General features: G+C 65.1%; 16 protein-coding genes and 2 tRNA genes. 13 read left to right on the top strand and 5 right to left on the bottom strand.

The window, feature by feature from the left end; genetic code table 11:
• Positions 1-73: 73 nt before the first annotated feature.
• The 6 genes from HU230_RS18870 (at position 74) to HU230_RS18845 (ending at position 7,574) form a co-directional block, all read left to right on the top strand.
• Positions 74-769 (top strand): DUF899 family protein, encoded by a 696-nt coding sequence (locus HU230_RS18870; RefSeq protein WP_176530374.1) that lies wholly within the window; start codon positions 74-76, stop codon positions 767-769.
• Positions 770-1,194: 425 nt separating this feature from the next.
• Entirely contained in the window at positions 1,195-2,346 is a 1,152-nt protein-coding gene (locus HU230_RS18865; protein WP_338077445.1) for a DUF2778 domain-containing protein, read from the top strand.
• A 193-nt stretch (positions 2,347-2,539) separates the two neighbouring features.
• Positions 2,540-3,496: a GAF domain-containing protein gene (locus HU230_RS18860; protein ID WP_176530375.1), complete on the top strand. Its 957-nt coding sequence runs from the start codon at positions 2,540-2,542 to the stop codon at positions 3,494-3,496.
• A 419-nt stretch (positions 3,497-3,915) separates the two neighbouring features.
• Entirely contained in the window at positions 3,916-5,433 is a 1,518-nt protein-coding gene (adh, locus tag HU230_RS18855) for an aldehyde dehydrogenase (RefSeq protein ID WP_176530376.1), read from the top strand.
• Positions 5,434-5,517: 84 nt separating this feature from the next.
• The gene (locus HU230_RS18850) at positions 5,518-5,868 is read left to right on the top strand and encodes a DUF779 domain-containing protein (RefSeq protein ID WP_176530377.1); all 351 of its coding nucleotides are present in this window, start codon (positions 5,518-5,520) and stop codon (positions 5,866-5,868) included.
• 209 nt (positions 5,869-6,077) lie between these two features.
• Positions 6,078-7,574 carry an AMP nucleosidase gene (locus HU230_RS18845; RefSeq protein WP_176530378.1) on the top strand — a complete coding sequence of 499 codons (1,497 nt, stop codon included), beginning with the start codon at positions 6,078-6,080 and terminating at the stop codon, positions 7,572-7,574.
• Positions 7,575-7,631: 57 nt separating this feature from the next.
• On the opposite strand, the gene HU230_RS18840 is transcribed toward HU230_RS18845, so the two are convergent.
• Positions 7,632-8,261, bottom strand: a complete 630-nt coding sequence (locus HU230_RS18840; RefSeq protein WP_173637405.1) for a glutathione binding-like protein — start codon at positions 8,259-8,261, stop codon at positions 7,632-7,634.
• Positions 8,262-8,270: 9 nt separating this feature from the next.
• A complete protein-coding gene (locus tag HU230_RS18835) occupies positions 8,271-8,864 on the bottom strand; it encodes a cysteine hydrolase family protein (protein ID WP_176530379.1) in 594 nt (197 codons plus the stop codon).
• A 128-nt stretch (positions 8,865-8,992) separates the two neighbouring features.
• Between HU230_RS18835 and HU230_RS18830 the strand changes: the two genes are divergently transcribed.
• From HU230_RS18830 to HU230_RS18815, 4 genes are all read left to right on the top strand, one after another.
• Positions 8,993-9,829 carry a LysR family transcriptional regulator gene (locus tag HU230_RS18830; RefSeq protein ID WP_176530380.1) on the top strand — a complete coding sequence of 279 codons (837 nt, stop codon included), beginning with the start codon at positions 8,993-8,995 and terminating at the stop codon, positions 9,827-9,829.
• Between the two features lie 337 nt (positions 9,830-10,166).
• Positions 10,167-10,235 (top strand) — tRNA-Phe (locus HU230_RS18825).
• 5 nt (positions 10,236-10,240) lie between these two features.
• Positions 10,241-10,307: transfer RNA gene (locus tag HU230_RS18820), tRNA-Leu, on the top strand.
• 334 nt (positions 10,308-10,641) lie between these two features.
• A complete protein-coding gene (locus HU230_RS18815; RefSeq protein ID WP_176530381.1) occupies positions 10,642-11,793 on the top strand; it encodes an SPFH domain-containing protein in 1,152 nt (383 codons plus the stop codon).
• Between the two features lie 69 nt (positions 11,794-11,862).
• On the opposite strand, the gene HU230_RS18810 is transcribed toward HU230_RS18815, so the two are convergent.
• Complete coding sequence (locus HU230_RS18810) at positions 11,863-12,474, bottom strand: TetR family transcriptional regulator (RefSeq protein WP_224943362.1); 612 nt, start codon at positions 12,472-12,474, stop codon at positions 11,863-11,865.
• A 396-nt stretch (positions 12,475-12,870) separates the two neighbouring features.
• Here HU230_RS18810 and HU230_RS18805 point away from each other — a divergent pair, with 396 nt between their 5' ends.
• The 3 genes from HU230_RS18805 to HU230_RS18795 all read left to right on the top strand — a co-directional run bounded on the left by HU230_RS18805 (position 12,871) and on the right by HU230_RS18795 (position 18,218).
• Positions 12,871-13,578 (top strand): DUF3313 domain-containing protein, encoded by a 708-nt coding sequence (locus tag HU230_RS18805; protein WP_234633878.1) that lies wholly within the window; start codon positions 12,871-12,873, stop codon positions 13,576-13,578.
• Positions 13,579-13,763: 185 nt separating this feature from the next.
• Entirely contained in the window at positions 13,764-17,120 is a 3,357-nt protein-coding gene (locus HU230_RS18800; protein WP_176530383.1) for an adenylate/guanylate cyclase domain-containing protein, read from the top strand.
• A gap of 303 nt (positions 17,121-17,423) precedes the next feature.
• Positions 17,424-18,218: a Crp/Fnr family transcriptional regulator gene (locus HU230_RS18795; protein WP_176530384.1), complete on the top strand. Its 795-nt coding sequence runs from the start codon at positions 17,424-17,426 to the stop codon at positions 18,216-18,218.
• Between the two features lie 17 nt (positions 18,219-18,235).
• Here the strand turns inward: HU230_RS18795 and HU230_RS18790 are convergent, their stop codons facing one another.
• Both HU230_RS18790 and HU230_RS18785 read right to left on the bottom strand, forming a co-directional pair.
• Positions 18,236-18,433, bottom strand: coding sequence for a hypothetical protein (locus HU230_RS18790; RefSeq protein ID WP_176530385.1), 198 nt, complete (start codon positions 18,431-18,433; stop codon positions 18,236-18,238).
• A 40-nt stretch (positions 18,434-18,473) separates the two neighbouring features.
• Positions 18,474-18,689, bottom strand: a complete 216-nt coding sequence (locus HU230_RS18785; protein ID WP_016840464.1) for a hypothetical protein — start codon at positions 18,687-18,689, stop codon at positions 18,474-18,476.
• Positions 18,690-19,183: the final 494 nt, after the last annotated feature.

Here is a 19,183-nt window from a genome sequence, read left to right as displayed (position 1 = left end):
CACTAGCGCATGTCGGATCGTCCGGGTCCGGCCCGTCTTCCAGAGAGCCCGTCAACCCCGCGAGGTTCCAACCATGACCAGTTCCGCCCTCAAGCCCGCAGCTGAACTTGCCAACACCAACGCCAGGCGCTTTCCCAATGAGAGCGCCGAATATCGTCGGGCACGCCAGGCGCTGCTCGTCGAGGAGATCGAACTGCGCCGGCACATCGCGCGCGTCGCCGAGCTGCGCCGCGCCTTGCCGCCGGGCGGCGAGGTGACCAGGGCCTATGAGTTCACGGGCGAGTCCGGCGCAGCATCGCTCGCCGATCTGTTCGGCAGCAAGCAGACGCTCATCATCTACAGCTACATGTTCGGCCCGCAGCGCGAGAAGCCGTGCCCGATGTGCACATCGTTCATGGGCACATGGGAGGAGAAGCTGCCCGATATCGAGCAGCGCGTGTCGTTCGTGTTCGCGGCGCGCTCGCCGATCGCGCGGCTGATCGAGGCGAAGAAGGCGCGCGGCTGGACGCGTCACAAGGTCTATTCGGATGCGTCGGGCGATTACACGCGCGACTATGTCAGCGAGGATGACAGCGACGTGCCCGGCTACAATGTCTTCACGCGCCAGAGCGGCGTGATCCGACATTTCTGGGCCGGCGAGATGGGAGCCGGCACGGTCGACCCCGGCCAGGACCCGCGCGGCGCGCCGGACATGGACCCGCTCTGGACCCTGCTCGACACCACGCGCGAGGGGCGCGGCGCAGGCTGGTATCCGAAGCTCAGCTATTGAGAGATGGATTTTGCTCGATCCCCGCGCGATTACGGGGCCATCGGCAAGGAAATTCTCCCTAGGATTTATCTCGGCATGCGGCGGCGGGGCCGTGTGCCGGAATGTCCCATCATGGGACAAAAAAGCCGTTTTGGCGGTCCAATGTCATCTTAAAAAAGCCCTACGCCACAGGCACTTCCCGCGCCGCAGGGGATTGCAACCGGTTAAGTCGCATTTAACTAAAAGTCGCCTTAATGGCCGTCTGTGCCCCCGCGCGACGTTGAGCCGAACATCGTTCGACGATGCGTCGGGTGAGGGACAAAGGTGGACCTGTTTTGAGCGCCGGGCGTATGGGTACGAGTGCGAGTGCGTATGTTCTTGGGGCGCCAAGCCGCAAGAAAACCTCCCGAAAAATCCTCCCACAGCATTTCCTCGGCAGCGCCGCGGTGGCGGGGCTGGTGCTTGGCTGCGCCTGGACCGTCTACGCCAACATCTTTGCGGCGAGCGTCTATCCGTCAGTCGGCAATGCGTCGTTTGAAGCGCCGGTCGTGAAGCGGCCCGTCGCGGTCGCCGCGCGGCCCGCACCCGCGTTCAACGAGGTGTTCGCGTCCTTGACGCCCGCGCCGGCGGCGCCCGCAAAGACCGAGGTCGCGAAGTCGGAAGCGCCGACACCGTCACTTATGTTTAACGATCGGTTTGCGGCCGCCGCGCCCGACGGCGTCGCGTCCAGCGTCGTGGCTGACGCCGCACCGCAGATCGACCCGATCAAGCAGGCCGCTGAACCCAAGGTCGCCGTAGCGGCGAGGGCGGTGGCGACGGCAGAACTCGCCGAGGCATCGAAGCCTTTGCCGGCGCCGAAATCGGTCGAGACCGCCAAGAAGCAAGCCGCCGCCAATCTGAAGGTGGCACTCAACGATCCCGCTGCGACGGTTGAACCCAAAGGAACTGAGAAGGCGGCCGAGAAGGCGGCCGAGAAGGCGCCCGAGGCGAAGCAGGCGACCAAATCCGGTGGCGTCCGTGACATGGCCGCGCGCGCTAAGGCCGCAGTGCTGTCGATCGCATCGAGCGAGCGGCAGACCATGGTCGAGAAGCTGTGGGGCAAGCGCGAGTCGAGCGGCGGGCTGCTCTCCTTCGCTTCCGCCGATGCCAATGTCACCGGCAGCATCCCCTCGACGCTGGACCAGAGCCCGATGCTCGGCGGCTCGCCGCCCTATGACCGCCAGACCGCGGTCTACGACATCTCGGCCAAGACCGTGTATTTGCCGGACGGCACGCGGCTCGAGGCGCATTCCGGCCTCGGCTCCCGGCTCGACGATCCCAGGTCCTCGCATATGAAGATGGTCGGCGTGACGCCGCCGCACATCTACGAGCTCAAGCCGCGCGAGGCGCTGTTCCACGGCGTGCCGGCGCTGCGGCTCAATCCGATCGGCGGCGAAGGCAAGATCTTCAACCGCGACGGCCTGCTCGCGCACACCTTCATGCTCGGCCCGAACGGCGACTCCAACGGTTGCGTCTCGTTCAAGGACTATTACGCGTTCCTCGATGCCTATCGTAACAAGGGCATCCGCCGCCTCGCGGTTTTGGCGAGGATTCAGTAAGCGCCGTCGTCCTTGGGGGCGCGGCCCCCACGGCGTGAACGACGCGATGCAGCCCCCGTACCTGTCCGAAGGTCGCAGTCCCATCCCTTGAAAGGCCGCTGGGGGCGCTATATCCTACGAAATACAAGGATGCCAGGGCCAACAGCGCCGCGCTTGCGAGGGTCACAGAACCCGCGGAGCAGGGGAGGGAAGCATGAGCCGGTCGCCAGGCGTCATGCACACGGACAAGGTTCTCGACGTGCTGGCCGGAGGCGGGGCGCCATCCGACCTGTCGGCGTCGTGGCGTCGTTCCGGCCATCTGCATGCGCTCGATCCGGCGAGCCGCCTGCCGTCGCATCGTCTCGGCCAGGCTGAGATCGCCGCCGCGCAGCAGCGGCTCGGCGAATTCCTGAAGGTCGCCCAGCGAACGCTCGACCGGCTGTTCCTTGCCGTGGGCGGGGTCGGCTGCTCGGTGCTGCTGGCGGACCGCGACGGCGTCGTCGTCGACCGGCGCGGCGCGGGCGCCGATGATGCGACGTTCGACGCCTGGGGGCTCTGGACCGGTGCGGTCTGGAGCGAGAAGTACGAGGGGACCAACGGCATCGGCACCTGCATCGTCGAGAAGCGCCCGCTGTCGATCGACCGCGGGCAGCACTTCTTCACGCGCAATTCCGCCCTGTTCTGCACCACCGCGCCGATCTTCGACGAGCATGGCGAGCTTGCCGCGGCGCTCGATGTGTCGTCCTGCCGGGCGGACCTGACGGACGGATTTTCCCGGCTGATTGCGACCACGGTGACGGACGCCGCGCGCGCGATCGAAGCCGAGAACTTTCGCCGGGCGTTTCCCGATGCACGAATTCTGCTGACACCGCGAAGCGAGCGCGCCGTCAACTCGCTGCTCGCGGTCGATCGCGACGATCTCGTGATCGGTGCAACGCGCGCCGCGCGCCGCGCGCTTGGCCTCAACGCGGCGTCGCTGGCGCGGCCATTGCCGGCGGCCGATCTGATCGGCGAGACGCGCGACGATGGCGGCCTGGCCGCCGCGGAACGTGCAGCGTTGCAGCGTGCGCTGGCGCGCGCCGGCGGCAACGTGTCGAAAGCCGCCAAGGATCTCGACATGTCCCGCGCCACGTTGCACCGCAAGCTCAAGCAGCTCGGCTTGCATCGCTAAGGCGCGACGAGTTTTGGTTGAATCGGCTTGGCGCGGTCTCACCTCTCCCCGTTGGGGAGAGGTCGGATTGCTCTCGGCGATGCGAAGCATCGTCCGGTGCAATCCGGGTGAGGGCTCTTGCTCTCTCGATAGACCGTAACCCCTCACCCGATTTGCTGCGCAAATCGACCTCTCCCAAGGGAGAGGTGAACTTTCGACGCCGTTCCAGCTCAACCTAATCATCATGCTCTAGGACATTTCCGCAAGCTCATTACCGGCGTCCGGAGCGCTGACGCATCTGTGCCAGTTTGCGGCGCACTCTGTCTCAGATTTGCGACAGTTCCCCCGCGGCCCTTGGGGCAGGCCCCTGTTCTGCCAGCCTGATTTGACCGAGCGTCCCGGCCAACGCCGTGTGCATCGGCGTGCCAACGGAGGAACACATGAACAAGGTTGACATGCAGTCCGTGCTCAAGGCGCCGTTCGCCAAGCGCTACGGCAATTTCATCGGCGGCGAATGGCGCGAGCCCCGCTCCGGAAAGTATTTTGAGAACATCTCGCCGGTGACCGGCCTTCCGGTCTGCGAGATCCCGCGCTCCGACGCGTCGGATATCGAGGCGGCGCTCGATGCCGCGCATGCAGCCAAGGACGCCTGGGGCAAGACCAGCGTCGCCGAGCGCTCGCTGATCCTCAACAGGATCGCCGACCGGATGGAGGCCAATCTCGAAAAGCTCGCCACCGCCGAGACCTGGGACAACGGCAAGCCGATCCGCGAGACGATGGCCGCCGACATGCCGCTGGCGATCGATCACTTCCGTTACTTCGCCAGCGCGATCCGCGGACAGGAAGGCTCGATCTCGGAGATCGACCACGACACGATCGCCTATCACTTCCACGAGCCGCTCGGCGTGGTCGGCCAGATCATTCCCTGGAACTTCCCGATCCTGATGGCGACCTGGAAGCTTGCGCCCGCGCTCGCCGCCGGCAACTGCGTGGTCATCAAGCCGGCCGAACAGACGCCGGCCTCGATCCTGGTCTGGCTCGAGCTGATCGGCGATCTCCTGCCCAAGGGCGTGGTGAACGTCGTCAACGGCTTTGGCCTCGAGGCCGGCAAGCCCTTGGCCTCGTCGAACCGGATCGCCAAGATCGCCTTCACCGGCGAGACCACGACGGGCCGGCTGATCATGCAATATGCCTCGCAGAACCTGATCCCGGTGACGCTCGAACTCGGCGGCAAATCGCCCAACATCTTCTTCAAGGATGTCTGCGCCGAGGACGACGATTTCTTCGACAAAGCGATCGAAGGCTTCGTGATGTTCGCGCTCAATCAGGGCGAGGTCTGCACCTGCCCGAGCCGGGCGCTGATCCACGAATCGATCTATGACCGCTTCATGGAGCGCGCGCTGAAGCGCGTCGAAGCGATCACCCAGGGCAGTCCGCTCGACCCGACCACCATGATCGGCGCGCAGGCGTCCTCCGAGCAGCTCGAGAAGATCCTCTCCTACATCGACATCGGCAAGAAGGAAGGCGCCGAGGTGCTCGCCGGCGGCGAGCGCAACAATCTCGGCGGCGGGCTCTCGGGCGGCTACTATGTCAAGCCGACGGTGTTCAAGGGCCACAACAAGATGCGCATCTTCCAGGAGGAGATCTTCGGGCCCGTGGTGTCTGTGACCACCTTCAAGAACGACGAGGACGCGCTCTCGATCGCCAACGACACGCTCTACGGCCTCGGTGCCGGCATCTGGAGTCGCGACGTCAATCGCTGCTACCGATTCGGCCGGGCCATCCAGGCCGGCCGGGTCTGGACCAACTGCTACCACGCCTATCCAGCGCATGCGGCGTTCGGCGGCTACAAGCAGTCCGGCGTCGGCCGCGAGAACCACAAGATGATGCTCGACCATTACCAGCAGACCAAGAACATGCTGGTGAGCTACAGCCCGAAGAAGCTCGGCTTCTTCTGATAACCCGGCTGCCCCGCGTTCAGGGGACGAAGACGACAGGCTTCGGCGGGGCGTCCCGCCGGAGCCTCCATCACGGAGGCCGAGATGGCTGACAAGGTGACCGCGACGCCGGCTGCGCTGGCGCTGATTGCCGAGATCGTCGCCGATCATGGGCCGGTGCTGTTTCACCAGTCCGGCGGCTGCTGCGACGGTTCGTCGCCGATGTGCTATCCGCAAGGTGACTTCCTGATCGGCGATCATGACGTCAAGCTCGGCGAAATCGGCGGGGCGCCGTTCTACATCAGCGGCGCGCAATACGACGTCTGGAAGCACACCGATCTGATCATCGACGTCGTTCCCGGCCGCGGCGGCATGTTCTCGCTCGACAACGGGCGCGAACGCCGGTTCCTGACCCGGTCCGAGATCTGCGCGCTGCCGCCGCGCGAGCCGGAATAGAGCATGATCCGGAAAAGTGCGAAGCGGGTTTCCGAAAAGATCATGCTAAAACAAAATTCTAAAGCGCGATGACGATTCAGCCTGATTTCATCGCGCTTTAGAACGGCCTGGCGCGACCGGCGCCGATCTGGAACTGGAGGCCATTGTCGTTATACTGCGCTGATCCAGGGCGAGTCCCAACTCGGCAACGGATCGGGTGCAAAGCGAACATGTCTCCCACGCCTCCCATCGAAACTCCGCCGCCGATCACGACCGAAGCGTTCGTCGATGCGAGCGCCGCCGTTGCCCGTCTCGAAGAGATCTACGAGCGTAACACCGGATTCCTGCGCAGTCGCTTCGAGGCCTATGTCAACGGGGTGCCGTGCACGACGCGGGTGCGGGCACACTACCCGTTCGTGCGCATCACGACCTCGTCGCATGCCCGGCTCGATTCCCGTCTCGCCTACGGTTTTGTCGCGGGACCCGGTGTCCACGAGACCAGCATCACGCGGCCGGACATTTTCCGGACCTATCTCACCGAGCAGATCGGGCTCCTGATCAAGAACCATGGCGTGGCGGTCGAGATCGGCGAGTCGAACGAGCCGATTCCGATCCATTTCGCCTATCGGCGCGACATCAATATCGAGGCAGCGCTGACCATCGCCGACAGCTCGGCGTTCACACGATCGCTGCGCGACGTGTTCGATACGCCAGACCTTGCGGCGATGGACGATGCGATCGCCGACGGCACGTTTGAACTGACGCCGGGGACGCCCGAGCCGCTGGCCTTGTTCCGTGCCGCGCGCGTCGATTACTCCTTGCGCCGGCTCTATCACTACACCGGCACCGATCCCGAGCATTTCCAGAATTTCGTGATCTTCACCAACTACCAGTTTTATGTCGACGCCTTCGCGCAATCGAGCCTGCAGCGTCTCGCGTCGGGTGAGGAAGACCTCGAGGCGTTCGTCGCGCCCGGCAATGTGATCACGCGCAACGCGCTGGCAGGCGGCGGCGTGAGCGGGACGGCCTCGGATCGCGTCCCGCAGATGCCGGCGTTTCATCTCGTCGAGCCCGGCTATCGCGGCATCACCCTGATCAATATCGGGATCGGTCCATCGAACGCGCGCAACATCACCGATCACGTCGCGGTGCTGCGGCCGCATGCCTGGCTGATGATCGGGCATTGCGCCGGCTTGCGCAACACGCAGCGGCTCGGCGACTATGTGCTGGCCCATGGCTATGTCCGTGAGGATCATGTGCTCGATCACGAGCTGCCGCTCTGGGTGCCGATCCCCGCGCTTGCGGAGATGCAGGTCGCGCTCGAGGAGGCGGTCGGCGAGGTGACCGGGCTCACTGGCTTCGAGCTCAAGCGGTTGATGCGCACCGGCACAGTCGCGAGCGTCGACAATCGCAATTGGGAAATCAGCGGGCCGCAGGTGATCCGGCGGATGTCGCAATCGCGCTCCATCGCGCTCGACATGGAATCGGCGACGATCGCCGCCAACGGCTATCGCTTCCGCGTGCCCTACGGCACGCTGCTGTGCGTCTCCGACAAGCCGCTGCATGGCGAGATCAAGCTGGCGGGCATGGCGAGCGAATTCTATCGCCAGCGCGTCGGCCAGCACCTTCAGATCGGGCTGAAGGCGCTGGAGCGGCTCAAGCAGCAGGAATCCGAGCGCCTGCATTCGCGCAAGCTGCGCAGCTTCGCCGAGGTCGCGTTTCAGTAGCCGATCACGGTCGATGCGCTCGTAAGCCCTCGCTGGAGAGGGAGCGCCCGCCGGCGATCACGCCGCCATCTTCTTCCACAGCTGCGTCTCGATGCCGACGGCGGCCTTCACGTGCGGGCGCGCGTGCATTCGCGCAAGATAGTCGACGAGTTCGGGCCACTGCGCGATATCGACGCCGGCAGAGCGAAGCAGCATCAAGGCCCAGGCGAGATGCGCGTCGGCGACCGTGAAGCGGTCGCCGACGAGATAGTCGCGACCATTGAGGCGCGCGGCGGCGACCGACACGGTTTGCCCGATCCGTTCGCGCGCGCTGGCCTTCGATGCATCGTCCTTGTACCAGAAGGTCGGAAACAGGAAGCCTTTGTGGATCTCGGTGCCGATGAAGCTCAGCCATTCCTGCAGGCGGTAGCGGTCCAGGTCGCCCGGCGGCGGCGCGAGACCGAGCTCGGGCTTCCGATCGGCGATATACTGCAGCACGGCCGCGCTTTCGGTCAGCCGCTCGCCGTTCTCAAGAACCAGTACCGGCACCGCACCCTTCTGTGACACCACGCGAAAATCGCTGTCGTCGTCCAGCACCTTCTTGGTCCAGATATGGGCCAGGTGGTAACGCGCCTCGATGCCGGCTTCCATCAACGCGATGCGGCTGGCGAGCGAGCAGGCCATGGGAAAGAAATAGAGCTGGAGCATATTGCATCCTCAGGCGAGGGCGTTGTCGCGCGCGATGATCGCGAAGCGGTCGGACAGTTCGGCGAGGGCGACGTCGTGAATGAGCTTGGCGGCGATCGTGCCGCCTGTGCCGTCGGGCAGGTCGCGGGTGGCGCAGCCGTCGGCATCGATCGTGGTGCGGAAGCCGAGATCAAGCGCGGCGCGGGCGGTCGAGCTGATGCACATATGCGTCATGAAGCCGGCGAGCACGAGCTCCTTGCGGCCGGTCGCGGCAAGCTGCGCGTTCAGTTCGGTGCCGGCGAATGCGTTCGGCAATTGCTTCTCGATCACGCTCTCGCCCGGCAGTGGCTTAAGCGGCGCGACGATCGCGCCACGCTCGGCGCTGCGATCGAACAGGCTTCCCGGCGCTCCCTTGTGCGCGATGTGGATGATCGCAGCGCCGCTTTCCCGCGCGCGGGAGAGCAATGCAGCTGCGCGCGCAATCGCGGGTTTGGCGTCGGGCAAGGCGAGGGGACCGGCGAGATATTCGTTCTGGATATCGATCAGCACCAGGCAGCTGTCGCCGAGGCGGGGCGGGGTGAGGTCGATACCGGCAAGCTGCATCAGCGTTTTGGCTGCGGTCATGGTCCTGAGAACTCCAGAGGATGCGTCTTGCGAAAATATAGCCGCGGACCGGCCTGCTGTTATGCAGGGATATTGCAGCCGGTGGCTGCGTTATTGCAGGTGGGCCGGACACGATGTAGCCTGAGGCCATGAACTGGGACGACCTTCGCATCATCGCGGCCGTCAGGGATGAGGGCACCTATGCCGGCGCCAGCGCGCGGCTGCGCATCGACGAGACCACGGTCGGCCGCAGGCTGGCGCGGATCGAGCGCGCGCTCGGGCTACGTTTGTTCGAGGCCGCCGACGGCGTCCGCAAGCCGACCCGGCAGTGCGACGTGGTGCTCGCGCACATCCAGGCGATGGCCGCGCATGCCGAGGAGATCGGCCGGATCGGCGAAAGCCTGCCCGGCCCGGTCGGCCGGCTGCGCATCGCCTCCACCAATGCGATGGCCGAGGAGGTGCTGGCGCCGCGCACCAGCGAATTGCTGCGCGCCCATCCGGGTCTGACGTTGCAGTTTCTGACGTCGAGCGAGAATGTCAAATTCTCGCGCTGGGAAGCCGATCTCGCGATTCGCCTGCGCAAGCCGGACAAGGGCGACTTCGCAATCTCGAAGCTCGCCGAGGTCAGGCTGTATTTCTTCGAGCCGGCCGCGACGACAGCGGGCGAAGCAGTGACGTGCGCCTATCCCGATGAGCTCGGAGGGATTCCGGAAATGCAGTTTTTGCGCGCAAGGCGGCTTCGTGCGCGCTGCGTCACCGACAATGTCCGCATCATCCACAAGCTGGTCCAGTCGCATCAAGCAGTCGGTGTGCTGCCGGAGCATAGTTGCGTGGACCTGCTGACCGATCGCCGTCTGCGCGCCACGCTGCTGCCGAAGCGGCGTGACGTCTGGCTTCTGGTGCAAAGCCATCTCAAGCGCGATGCGGCAACGCGCGTCACCATCGACTGGCTGCGCGCCTGCTTTCAGGACGTCGCGCGCAGCTGACGAGGTGGGGACAGGGAGACGGACTTACCCTCCGTCATTCCCCGGTGCGCAAATTGCGCACCTGAGGGCGGCGCGCAGCGCCGAGCCGGAATCCATTTTTCAGCAAAGCTTGCGGCTCGATGGATTCCGGGTTCGTGCTTCGCACGCCCCGGAATGACGAGGTGAGCGGGCGCCACAACGCGTCTCGTCATGAAAAAATCACGCGCAGCCCTCTTGCAACCCGGACGTGCTTCGTTTATTAGCCCGCTCCTTCGCTTCGGCCACGGGCTCGGGCTCGTTGAGATCCCGACTGGCGCGAGCCGCTCTGCGGTGTCGTGTTCCGCCGAAATGAAGATCGCGAGATGTAGCTCATGGAGAGCATCGGGGATGAAACCCCGAAGGTATCGGTTCGATTCCGGTCTCTCAATCAAAGGATAGCTCAGTTAGGTAGAGCAGGTGACTCAGAATCATCGTGTCGCGGGTTCAACTCCCGCTCCAAGCGCTCCGTTCAGCCTGAACAGCTGATACCTCTGAAGGGGACCGGACGCGCGCTTCAGTCGCAGTCCGGCCGTCCTGCCGCAAGGCTCTTCGTCCGAACATCGACACTGTGAGACCGGCTTTGCGCCGCGGTGGATACCGCTTGCGCTGATGCCGGGTAGCTCCGCTCGGCCGCGCGACATTTGTCGCGCGAACGCGCGCGTGCGCCCGTCATCGCGCAGGCTCAAGCCACGGCCCGCTTGGCTGACAGGAAGCCGCGTTCGCGTCCTCACGTCCTTTGCAAATTGAAACCCGCTCTCCGGCCCACGGGCCGGATGGCAATAATGGAGGCTGCCATGACCTGGCATTTCTTGACGACCACGTTGACGGTGAAGGATGGCGAGCGCGCGTTGCTGACGCGCGACGGCCGGCTCGAGCAGGTGCTCGCGCCTGGACGTCACCGCCTGTTCGATCCCCTGCATCAGCTCAAGGCCGAGCTGTTCAGCGTCGTGCGGACGGAATTCCCTGCGGATCGTTACGCGGTGATCAAGGCTGCGCGGCCTGATCTCGCCGACGAGCTGTTCGAGGCGGTCGAGACCCGCGCGAACGCGATCGCGATCGTCAGCCTCGACGGCCGTCCCGTGCAACTGATGACGCCCTGGCAGACGCGCGTCTACTGGAAGGTCGCGACGTCGGTCGACGTCGAGCGCATCGACGTGACCAGCGATCCCCGCGTGACCGCACGCCACCTCGCGATGATCCAGCCCAACCGGGCCGGCGTCATCACCGAGGCCGTGGTTGAGAACCACGAGGCCGGTCTGCTCACGGTCGAGGGCAAGCTGGTCGAGCGGCTCGCACCCGGCCGGCACGCGTTCTGGATTGCGGGCCGCAAGATCGAGGTCAAGCGCCTCGACCTGCGTCCTCAGGCGATCGAGATCACGGCGCAGGAGATGCTGACCAAGGATCGCATCGCGCTGCGCGTGACGCTGACCGCGTTCCGCCGGATCGTCGATCCCGAGCGGGTCGTGGCAACGGTGCCCGACGTGGATGCGTGGCTGTACCGCCTGGTGCAGTTCGCGATCCGCGAGGCGGTGGCCGGCCGCACGCTGGACGAGGTGCTGTCTGCGAAGACGGCGCTCGACGAGGAGCTTCGCGACTATGTCCGCGCCCGTGTCGCGGATTCCGGCGTCGAAGTCACCGAGCTCGGCGTCAAGGACGTGATCCTGCCCGGCGAGATCCGCGAGCTGGTCAACAAGGTGGTGGAGGCGGAGCGGGTGGCGAAGGCCAACTTGATCCGCCGGCAGGAGGAGACAGCGGCGACGCGTTCGCTCCTGAACACCGCCAAGCTGATGGAGGAGAACCCTCTGCTGCTGCGGCTCAAGGAGCTGGAGTCGCTCGAGCGTCTGGTCGAGAAGGTCGGCCGCATCGACCTGCATGCGGGCGACGGTCAGGGTCTCGATGCGCTCCTGACCAAGCTGGTCCGCCTCAAGGCGCCCGAGAGCGCGTAAGACAGGAAGGGCCGCCCACGGGCGGCCCTTCGCTTTTCCAGGAGTGATCGCGACAGCGATAGCGCGCGATCAGATCGCGGCCTTCAGATTGGCGAAGGCGTCCTGGACGTATTTGGTGAGCTGGCGCTTGCCGCCTTGCTCGAGCCAGGCGTCGACCGCGATGCGCAGTGCGCCGCTCGCGGCCATCGCGACAAGACGGAGGCGGTCGCGGCGGTCCCTGCCCGGCCATAATTCGCACAGCGTCGCGTAGACGACCTGCTCCCGGTGCAGATCGTTGCGGTGCTTGCGGGAGCTCAGCACTTCGCTCTCGCGGATCAGGCGCGAAATCGCAACCGTTCGCGACGTCTGGAAGCGGGCGGACATTTCCAGCAGAGCCTCGCGGACGACGTCGATCGGCTCGCCGGCGGAGGTGTGGTCCCGGATCGATGCCCTGAGCGCATCGTCGTAGCCGGCGATATGGGCGAGCAGGATGTCGTCCTTGCTCCTGAAATAGTAGAAAAAGGTTCGGCGCGAGATGCCGGCCGCCGCCGCGATCTCATCCAGCGTCGTCGCATCAAAGCCGTTGGCCAGAAACAGCTCCATGCCGACATCGGCGATGCGTTGCAGCGTCGCGCGGCGATTTCGCTCGCGCAGGCCTTCTGTTTTTGCAGGCTTCCGGGTTTTCCTCAGTGTCTCGGGCATCGGCCGCTTTCTCATGAACAGGCAATCAGGGCAAAGCACTCCTGGCCTCGGGTTCGCGCGGCCGTCGGCGTCAACGCGCGGTGCGGCGCGGTTCGACATGCGTCTTCCGGTCGCAGCCGGCGGCCGCGGTCATAAAACCGCCCAACACGATAATTACACCAAGTGTAATAATTACACCAAGTGTAAGTCAGTGGGGCTCCAATGACAACCTGCTCGCGCGTAGGCCGGATCAAACCGATTCCGGAGGCAAATGGATTCGCGAACGGGCGGGGGGCGCAACTGCGGGGCCGGGCGGCGGCGACGTTGCTCGGTCTGCTGGTCTCGGGCTGCGCGACCGCGACGCTAGATCAGGCCGGTTCACTCCGCTCCTACGACAATATGGAGCAATCGGACGGGATGCTGACTCGTTCGAAGCTGCGGGTGAGCAAGGAAGAGGTGCTGGCAGCGAAGACAATCAGGATCGTGCCCACCGTGTTCTCGGACGGAACGGCAGTGCCCTTCACGGCTGCGCAGCGCAGGCTCGTCACCAACGCCGCCGACCGCGCATTGTGTGCTGGCCTGAGCGAACGCTTCTACGTGGTTGCGTCAGAGCCCGCCGACCTGACCGTTCACGCCGTCATCACGCATGTGGTGCCGACCGATCCGACGGCAGTCGGCGTCTCCAAAGGTGTGTCGGTGGCGAAGACGATTCTGTTGCCCGGCGTGCCGGTGCCCGTTCCGCGCATTCCAGTGGGGCTCGGCAGCCTGTCGCTTGAAGCCGAGGCGCGTGATCCGGCCGGACAGCAGAAGGCGGCGATGGTCTGGGGCCGCGCGGCCAATGCCTTCGACAGCGGCCGAATGTCGGAGGAGGGCGATGCGTACGGCCTTGCGGCATCGTTCGGCGGCGATTTCAGCCAGATGCTGGTCACCGGCGTGACGCCGTTCGGCGGCGTGCCATCGATGCCCTCGATGCAGCGGCTGGGCTTCCTGCTCGGCGGCGCGCCGAAATATCCGGCCTGCGAAGCGTTCGGACGCGCGCCGGGTCTCGTCGGCATGGTCGGCGACAGCGCCGGCGTGCCGCCGGATTGGACCGACAAGGGACCGGTTGCGGCGAAGGTGGAGTGAGGCGGCCGGCACGCTTACGAATGTTCGCGTGCACACGGCTGTAACGGGGCACCGCCAAGGCACAATTCGCATATCCTGCTCCGGGCGGACGACCGCAAAACAGAGTGCCACCCCGGACAGATTGCGGTAACGTCGGTCTACCGTGGTCCGGAATTCGGCCAGCCGTCAGCCCGTCGGTGGTGCCAATGCAACAGATTGCGGAATGGCTTGAGAAGCTGGGGCTTGGGCAATACGCGCTGCGTTTTGCCGAGAACGGGATCGACCTTGGCGTTCTTCCCGAATTGACGGATGAAGACTTCGACAGGCTCGGGGTCCTGCTCGGCCACCGCCGCAAGATGCTGCGTGCGATCGCCGATTTCAATCAAGCCGAACTGATCGCCGCGCCGGTTTCACCGCACGATGCCGAGCGCCGCCACCTCACTGTGATGTTCTGCGACCTGGTCGGCTCGACGGCATTGTCGGCGCGTCTCGATCCCGAGGACATGTGGGAGGTGATCCGCGCCTATCGCGCAGCCTGTGCACGGGTGATCACGACATACGACGGCGTCGTTGCCAGATTTATCGGCGATGGGATCCTCGCTTATTTCGGCTATCCCCGTGCCCACGAGGATGACGCGGAGCGCGCGGTGCGCGCCGGCCTCGATGTCATCGCCGCAATCGGCAAGCTCGAGACCCGCGCGGAAGGGGGAGTTGCGGTACGGATCGCGATCGCAAGCGGGCTTGTCGTGGTCGGCGACCTCGTCTCCGGCGGCGCATCGGAGGAGCAGGCGCTGGTCGGCGATGCGCCGAACATCGCGGCGCGGCTGCAGAGCCTGGCGGAGCCGGGCGTGGTCGTCGTGGCCTCCACGACACGCCGGCTGCTCGGCAATCTGTTCACGCTTCGCAACCTCGGTCGCCGCGAGGTCAAGGGTATCTCCGAGCCGATCGCGGTGTGGGCCGTCGAAGGCGAGCCGGCATCGGAAAGCCGTTTCGAGGCGGTGCGGACCGCGCGCTCGATCGGCTTTGTCGGCCGCAAGGCGGAGATCGAATTTGCATTGTCGCGCCAGCAACTGGCGTGGCAGGGCCAAGGCCAGGCAGTGCTGATATCGGGCGAAGCGGGTATCGGTAAATCGCGCATCGTGGCGATGCTGTCCGACAGCCTCGCGCCCGGGACACACCGCCGTGTGCGGTATCAATGCTCGCCCTATCACACCAACAGCGCGCTGCACCCTTTTGTCGCCCAGCTCGAGCGTGCCGCCGGCATCAGGTCGGAAGATGTTTCGGACCAGAAGCTGGACAAGCTCGAAGCCATGCTGGCGCTCGGTACCCAGCACGTGCCCACCGTGACACCGCTGATCGCGGCGCTGCTGTCGATCCCGACCGGTGACCGCTATCCGCCGCTCGGCCTGAGCCCGGCGCAGCAGCGGCGGCAGACATTCGCCGCGCTGCTCGACCAGCTCGAGGGCCTCGCCCGGCAGCAGCCGGTGCTTGTCGTCTGCGAAGACATGCATTGGGCCGACGCCACGTCGCTCGAACTGCTTGATCTCGCGGTCGACCGTATCAGGGGATTGCCAATCCTCATGCTGATGACGTTCAGGCCGGAGTTCGAGCCGCCATGGGCAGGGCTTGCCAATGTCAGCCTGTTGCGGCTCGATCGGCTCGACCGGCAGGATACGCGCGCGCTGATCGAGCAGGTGACCGTCGGTCGGTTGCTGCCCGGCGAAATGATGACGCAGATCATCGAGCGGACGGATGGTGTCCCGCTGTTCGTCGAGGAGCTGACCAAGATGGTCATGGAGTCGGGGCTGCTCGTCGAGAATGCCGGACGCTACCGCCTCGACAATCCGCTGCCGCCGCTGGCGATCCCCGCGACGCTGCAGGACTCGTTGATGGCCCGGCTCGACCGCCTGGCGCCGGTCAAGGAGGTGGCGCAGATCGGCGCAGCGATCGGCCGTGAGTTCTCATACGCGTTGCTGCGCAGCGTGGCCGGTCGCGATGATCTGACGCTTGCCGCGGCGCTCGCCCAGCTCGAGGAGGCGGAGTTGCTGTTGCGCCGGGGCACGCCGCCGGATGCAAGCTACAGTTTCAGGCACGCATTGGTCCAGGAAGCGGCTTACGAGAGCTTGCTCAAGAGCCGTCGGCAATTGCTCCACAAGCAGATCGGCGATGTGCTGCGCGCCAAGTTTGCCGAGATCGCCGAGATCGAGCCCGAAGTCGTTGCGTATCATTTCACCGAGGCGGGGCTCGGCCGGACTGCGCTGGCGTGGTGGCGCAAAGCCGGTCAGCAGGCGCTGAAGCGCTCGGCCTATTGCGAGGCGATCGCACATCTCGGCAAGGCGGTCGCCATCGCCGATGAACTGCCCGACGAGCGGGGTCGGATGATCGGCCGGCTCCATCTGCAAATCGCCTACGGCCGCGCGCTGCGGGGCAGTCTTGGGCACAGCGCCCCCGAGACGGTGGCCGCCTGGACGCGAGCCCGGCGGTTCGCCTCTGACATTGACGATCCAATCGAACTGGCGCCGATCCAGTCGGGCCTCTTCAACGCCTGCTTGACCCACGGTGAGCTCGCGCCGATGCGGGAGTTGGCGGAGGCGATCATGGGCGCGGCGGAACGGCATCCGGAATCGCCGGTGGCGACGATCGTCGCGGGCTGGACCAGCGGAGTGACCTGCTGGTTTGCAGGCGACTATCTGAGCGCGGCCATCCATCTCGAGAAGGCGTTCGCTGCCTATGCGACCGAGCCGGATCCGGCAACGTTCAAGGCGTCGACGCTCGATCTGCCGTTCGTCATCATGAGATTTCTGGCGCTCGTGCTCTGGCCGCGTGGCGAGATCGATCGAGCCCGGCAGCTCGCGGGCGCAGCGGTGAGCGTCTCCGGAGAACAGCGCGCGCTCGCGCGTGCCAATGCGCTGGTTCACAAGGCCGTTTTCGACGGGCTGTGCGGCAGCCGGTTGCGGCAGACCGAGACGATCCTTGCCCTCGGACTGGCGCAGGATCACACGATGCCTCTGTATGTCGCCGCCGGCACCTATCTCAATGGTTTGGCGAAGTGGCGTGCCGGCGACCTAGTGGCAGGTCTCGCGGAGATGCAGCGCGGCTGGACATTGCTTCACGAGAACGACTGCTACCTCTGTGATCCCTTCTGGGGATTGCATATCGCGGTGGCGAACGCGGAGGCAGGGCATGTCGAGGCGGGGCTCGACATCATCAACGAGCTGATCGACGCGACGGAGCAGTCCGGGCAGCACTGGCTGGATGCCGAGCTGTACCGTGTATTGGGCGAGCTGCGGTCGCGTCGCGACACCCCCGACATTTCCGGCGCCGAGGATGCCTTCCACCGTGCCCTTGAGATTGCGCGAAGGCAACAGACCAGGACGTTCGAGCTGCGCGGCGCGCTGGGACTTGCACGTCTTTACAGCCGCAGCGGCCGGGCAGAGGAGATATCTCAATTGTTGGCGCCGTTGCTCGCCGGCTTCGATGCGGCGCTCGATCTTGCCGAAATCAAGGACGCGCAGGAACTGCTCATGCGAGCGTGGCCGGATCGCCACTCGCGCGCGTCCTGACGGGTGCCGCAGTGGAGCAGTCACATCACGTCCGCCCATCTTCCTGAGCCCGCGCAAGTGGTGAAAGAGCAGGTTCGGATGTCGCGCGCGGCGCTTGCGGTGCGAAACTGGAACTCTTGGGCTCGGCGAAGTTCTTGGGTTCCCGAAGTTCTACGGTGCGACGATGCGCATTTTGCTATTGCGTCCGACGGCGCATTTGCATCTAACTTTAAGGACGCTGCCGCGGAGAATTCCACCTTGCGGTCAATCGTTTGGAATTTGTTTTTGATCCTGTGTTCGAGTGAGTAAGCTGTGCGACCATTGATGACGTTCCCGCAGGTGAGCATTTCCGGCGGAACTCGTAATCGCCTTCTCGCGACATTGTCGCCGGCGGATCTGGACCTCCTGAAACCGGATCTTGAGACTGTCGCGCTCGAACAGGATGCGGTCCTGGCGCGCGCCGGTGACGAGATCGACTACGTCTTCTTTCCTCACAGCGGCGCGATCCTGCTGATGATCGACATGGCGGATGGGCAGACGGTCGCGACCGGTGTGGTCGGATGCGAAGGGGCCGTGGGCAGTCTTTCGGTCCTTGGAGCCTCGCCGTCGGGCATTACCGCCGTCGTTCGTGCGGCTGGTACCGCCTCGCGGATCCCGGCGCCGCGCTTTCATGCCGCTTTCGGCCGCAGTCCCGGGATTCGGCAGGCGATCCAGAAGCACGTCAGATCGATGCTGATCCAGTTTCAGCTCGGCGCCGCCTGCAATGCGCTCCACCCGGTCGAGGCGCGGATGGCGCGCTGGCTGCTTCAGCTTCGCGACCGCGTCGACAGCGACGTCCTCCCGCTGACCCAGCACGCGCTGTCGCAAATCCTCGGCGTACGACGAACAACGGTGACCTTGCTGATGGGCAATCTGCGCAAGCGCGGTGCGATCAGGTCGGATCAACGAGGCCGGATCGAGATCGACCAGGCGCGGCTCTTGGCGGCGGCGTGCGAATGCCATCGCGTCATGCGTATCGAGGCCGAGGAGATCTTCTCGGGCGACAAGGTTCGAACGCGCGGAATGGCGCCGGCTAACGATCCGCGCATCCCGGAAATCGAGGCGGACGACGCCGTGTGAGCGCGTTCCTGGTCGAATCAGCTTCCCGGCAGCCGATCAAGCTCCCGTGCAGGCGAGGATACCCCTTCGAGCTTCGCGATCTCGCGCAGCACCTTTGCGGTCTCGCGCAACTGATTGCGCTTCGGACCGGGCTTCAGCCGTCGTGCTTCATCGAGAAAGTCCTTGGCCTGCAGCAGCCAGGCAGACGTTTCCGTCGAGATCTGCACCTGCGCCATGGTGTCCCTCCATCGCGGTCGTCAATAGCGGTGACCATTGTCAGGCCGGTGAACCGCCGCCGCGGCGTCGCCGCACGCGGATGCTCGGCTCATCGACCCAGGCGTCCCGCGCAAACCAGGCGTGATCCGCGCGGCAAAACGGACAGGGCGTGCGCGCGAAGAACACGGTACTGCGTCGAAAGCTCTCGCGATCGGTTTTGATTCCGGTGGAAATCGCGTGTCCGGTTTGCGGACATCTGACCATTACCATGCCCATGAGCGCCTCCCTCCCATATCGCCTTTTGCTTTTTTGCCTTTTGCCTTGCAGAAATAGTCCGGCCGGTTGGATTGGCCCGAGATCGGTGCGCGGGGTAGTTGGGGGGCATCGCGCACCTGCGGCGTTTGACGGAGCATCGGCAGTGGGGGCTGCACGCTCTCGTCACTGGGCTTCTTCCAACCGGCCAGGTCCCTCCTTGAACGAATCCTCGATGTGACTTCAACGCCGCTTCTTCAGGCGGCTTGGCAGAGAACCTCTTCGCTTTCCCCCACCGCACAGCCTCCCTCGCAAGTGAGAGCATTCTCCGCGACGCTTGCCCGCGTCACGGGAGCTGACGCTCCGTGCTCGATTCAGATTTTTGAGAGTGAAGTTCGATCTCGTCCCGAGCTTACTGTGCGGGACGAAGGCGACAGTGTCGGTTCGGTTTGCGACTCTCGCACGAAATTTTTTTTGAGATTGTCAACTCAGACCAACGTATCTTTACGGAGAGTGTT

Origin of the sequence: Bradyrhizobium quebecense (assembly GCF_013373795.3) — a bacterium.
Classification (GTDB): Bacteria; Pseudomonadota; Alphaproteobacteria; order Rhizobiales; family Xanthobacteraceae; genus Bradyrhizobium; species Bradyrhizobium quebecense.
The sequence above is the reverse complement of the archived record's forward strand: the minus strand, read 5'-3'. Positions and strand labels throughout refer to the sequence as shown.

Excerpts from the sequence above, each read along its gene's own strand:
- HU230_RS18870 (WP_176530374.1), top strand. The coding sequence starts at position 74 with ATGACCAGTTCCGCCCTCAAGCCCGCAGCTGAACTTGCCAACACCAAC.
- HU230_RS18800 (WP_176530383.1), top strand. The coding sequence starts at position 13,764 with ATGCAACAGATTGCGGAATGGCTTGAGAAGCTGGGGCTTGGGCAATAC.
- HU230_RS18785 (WP_016840464.1), bottom strand. The coding sequence starts at position 18,689 with ATGGGCATGGTAATGGTCAGATGTCCGCAAACCGGACACGCGATTTCC.
- HU230_RS18790 (WP_176530385.1), bottom strand. The coding sequence starts at position 18,433 with ATGGCGCAGGTGCAGATCTCGACGGAAACGTCTGCCTGGCTGCTGCAG.
- HU230_RS18815 (WP_176530381.1), top strand. The coding sequence starts at position 10,642 with ATGACCTGGCATTTCTTGACGACCACGTTGACGGTGAAGGATGGCGAG.
- HU230_RS18850 (WP_176530377.1), top strand. The coding sequence starts at position 5,518 with ATGGCTGACAAGGTGACCGCGACGCCGGCTGCGCTGGCGCTGATTGCC.
- HU230_RS18795 (WP_176530384.1), top strand. The coding sequence starts at position 17,424 with ATGACGTTCCCGCAGGTGAGCATTTCCGGCGGAACTCGTAATCGCCTT.
- adh (WP_176530376.1), top strand. The coding sequence starts at position 3,916 with ATGAACAAGGTTGACATGCAGTCCGTGCTCAAGGCGCCGTTCGCCAAG.
- HU230_RS18835 (WP_176530379.1), bottom strand. The coding sequence starts at position 8,864 with ATGACCGCAGCCAAAACGCTGATGCAGCTTGCCGGTATCGACCTCACC.
- HU230_RS18845 (WP_176530378.1), top strand. The coding sequence starts at position 6,078 with ATGTCTCCCACGCCTCCCATCGAAACTCCGCCGCCGATCACGACCGAA.
- HU230_RS18860 (WP_176530375.1), top strand. The coding sequence starts at position 2,540 with ATGAGCCGGTCGCCAGGCGTCATGCACACGGACAAGGTTCTCGACGTG.
- HU230_RS18830 (WP_176530380.1), top strand. The coding sequence starts at position 8,993 with ATGAACTGGGACGACCTTCGCATCATCGCGGCCGTCAGGGATGAGGGC.
- HU230_RS18840 (WP_173637405.1), bottom strand. The coding sequence starts at position 8,261 with ATGCTCCAGCTCTATTTCTTTCCCATGGCCTGCTCGCTCGCCAGCCGC.
- HU230_RS18805 (WP_234633878.1), top strand. The coding sequence starts at position 12,871 with ATGCTGACTCGTTCGAAGCTGCGGGTGAGCAAGGAAGAGGTGCTGGCA.
- HU230_RS18810 (WP_224943362.1), bottom strand. The coding sequence starts at position 12,474 with ATGCCCGAGACACTGAGGAAAACCCGGAAGCCTGCAAAAACAGAAGGC.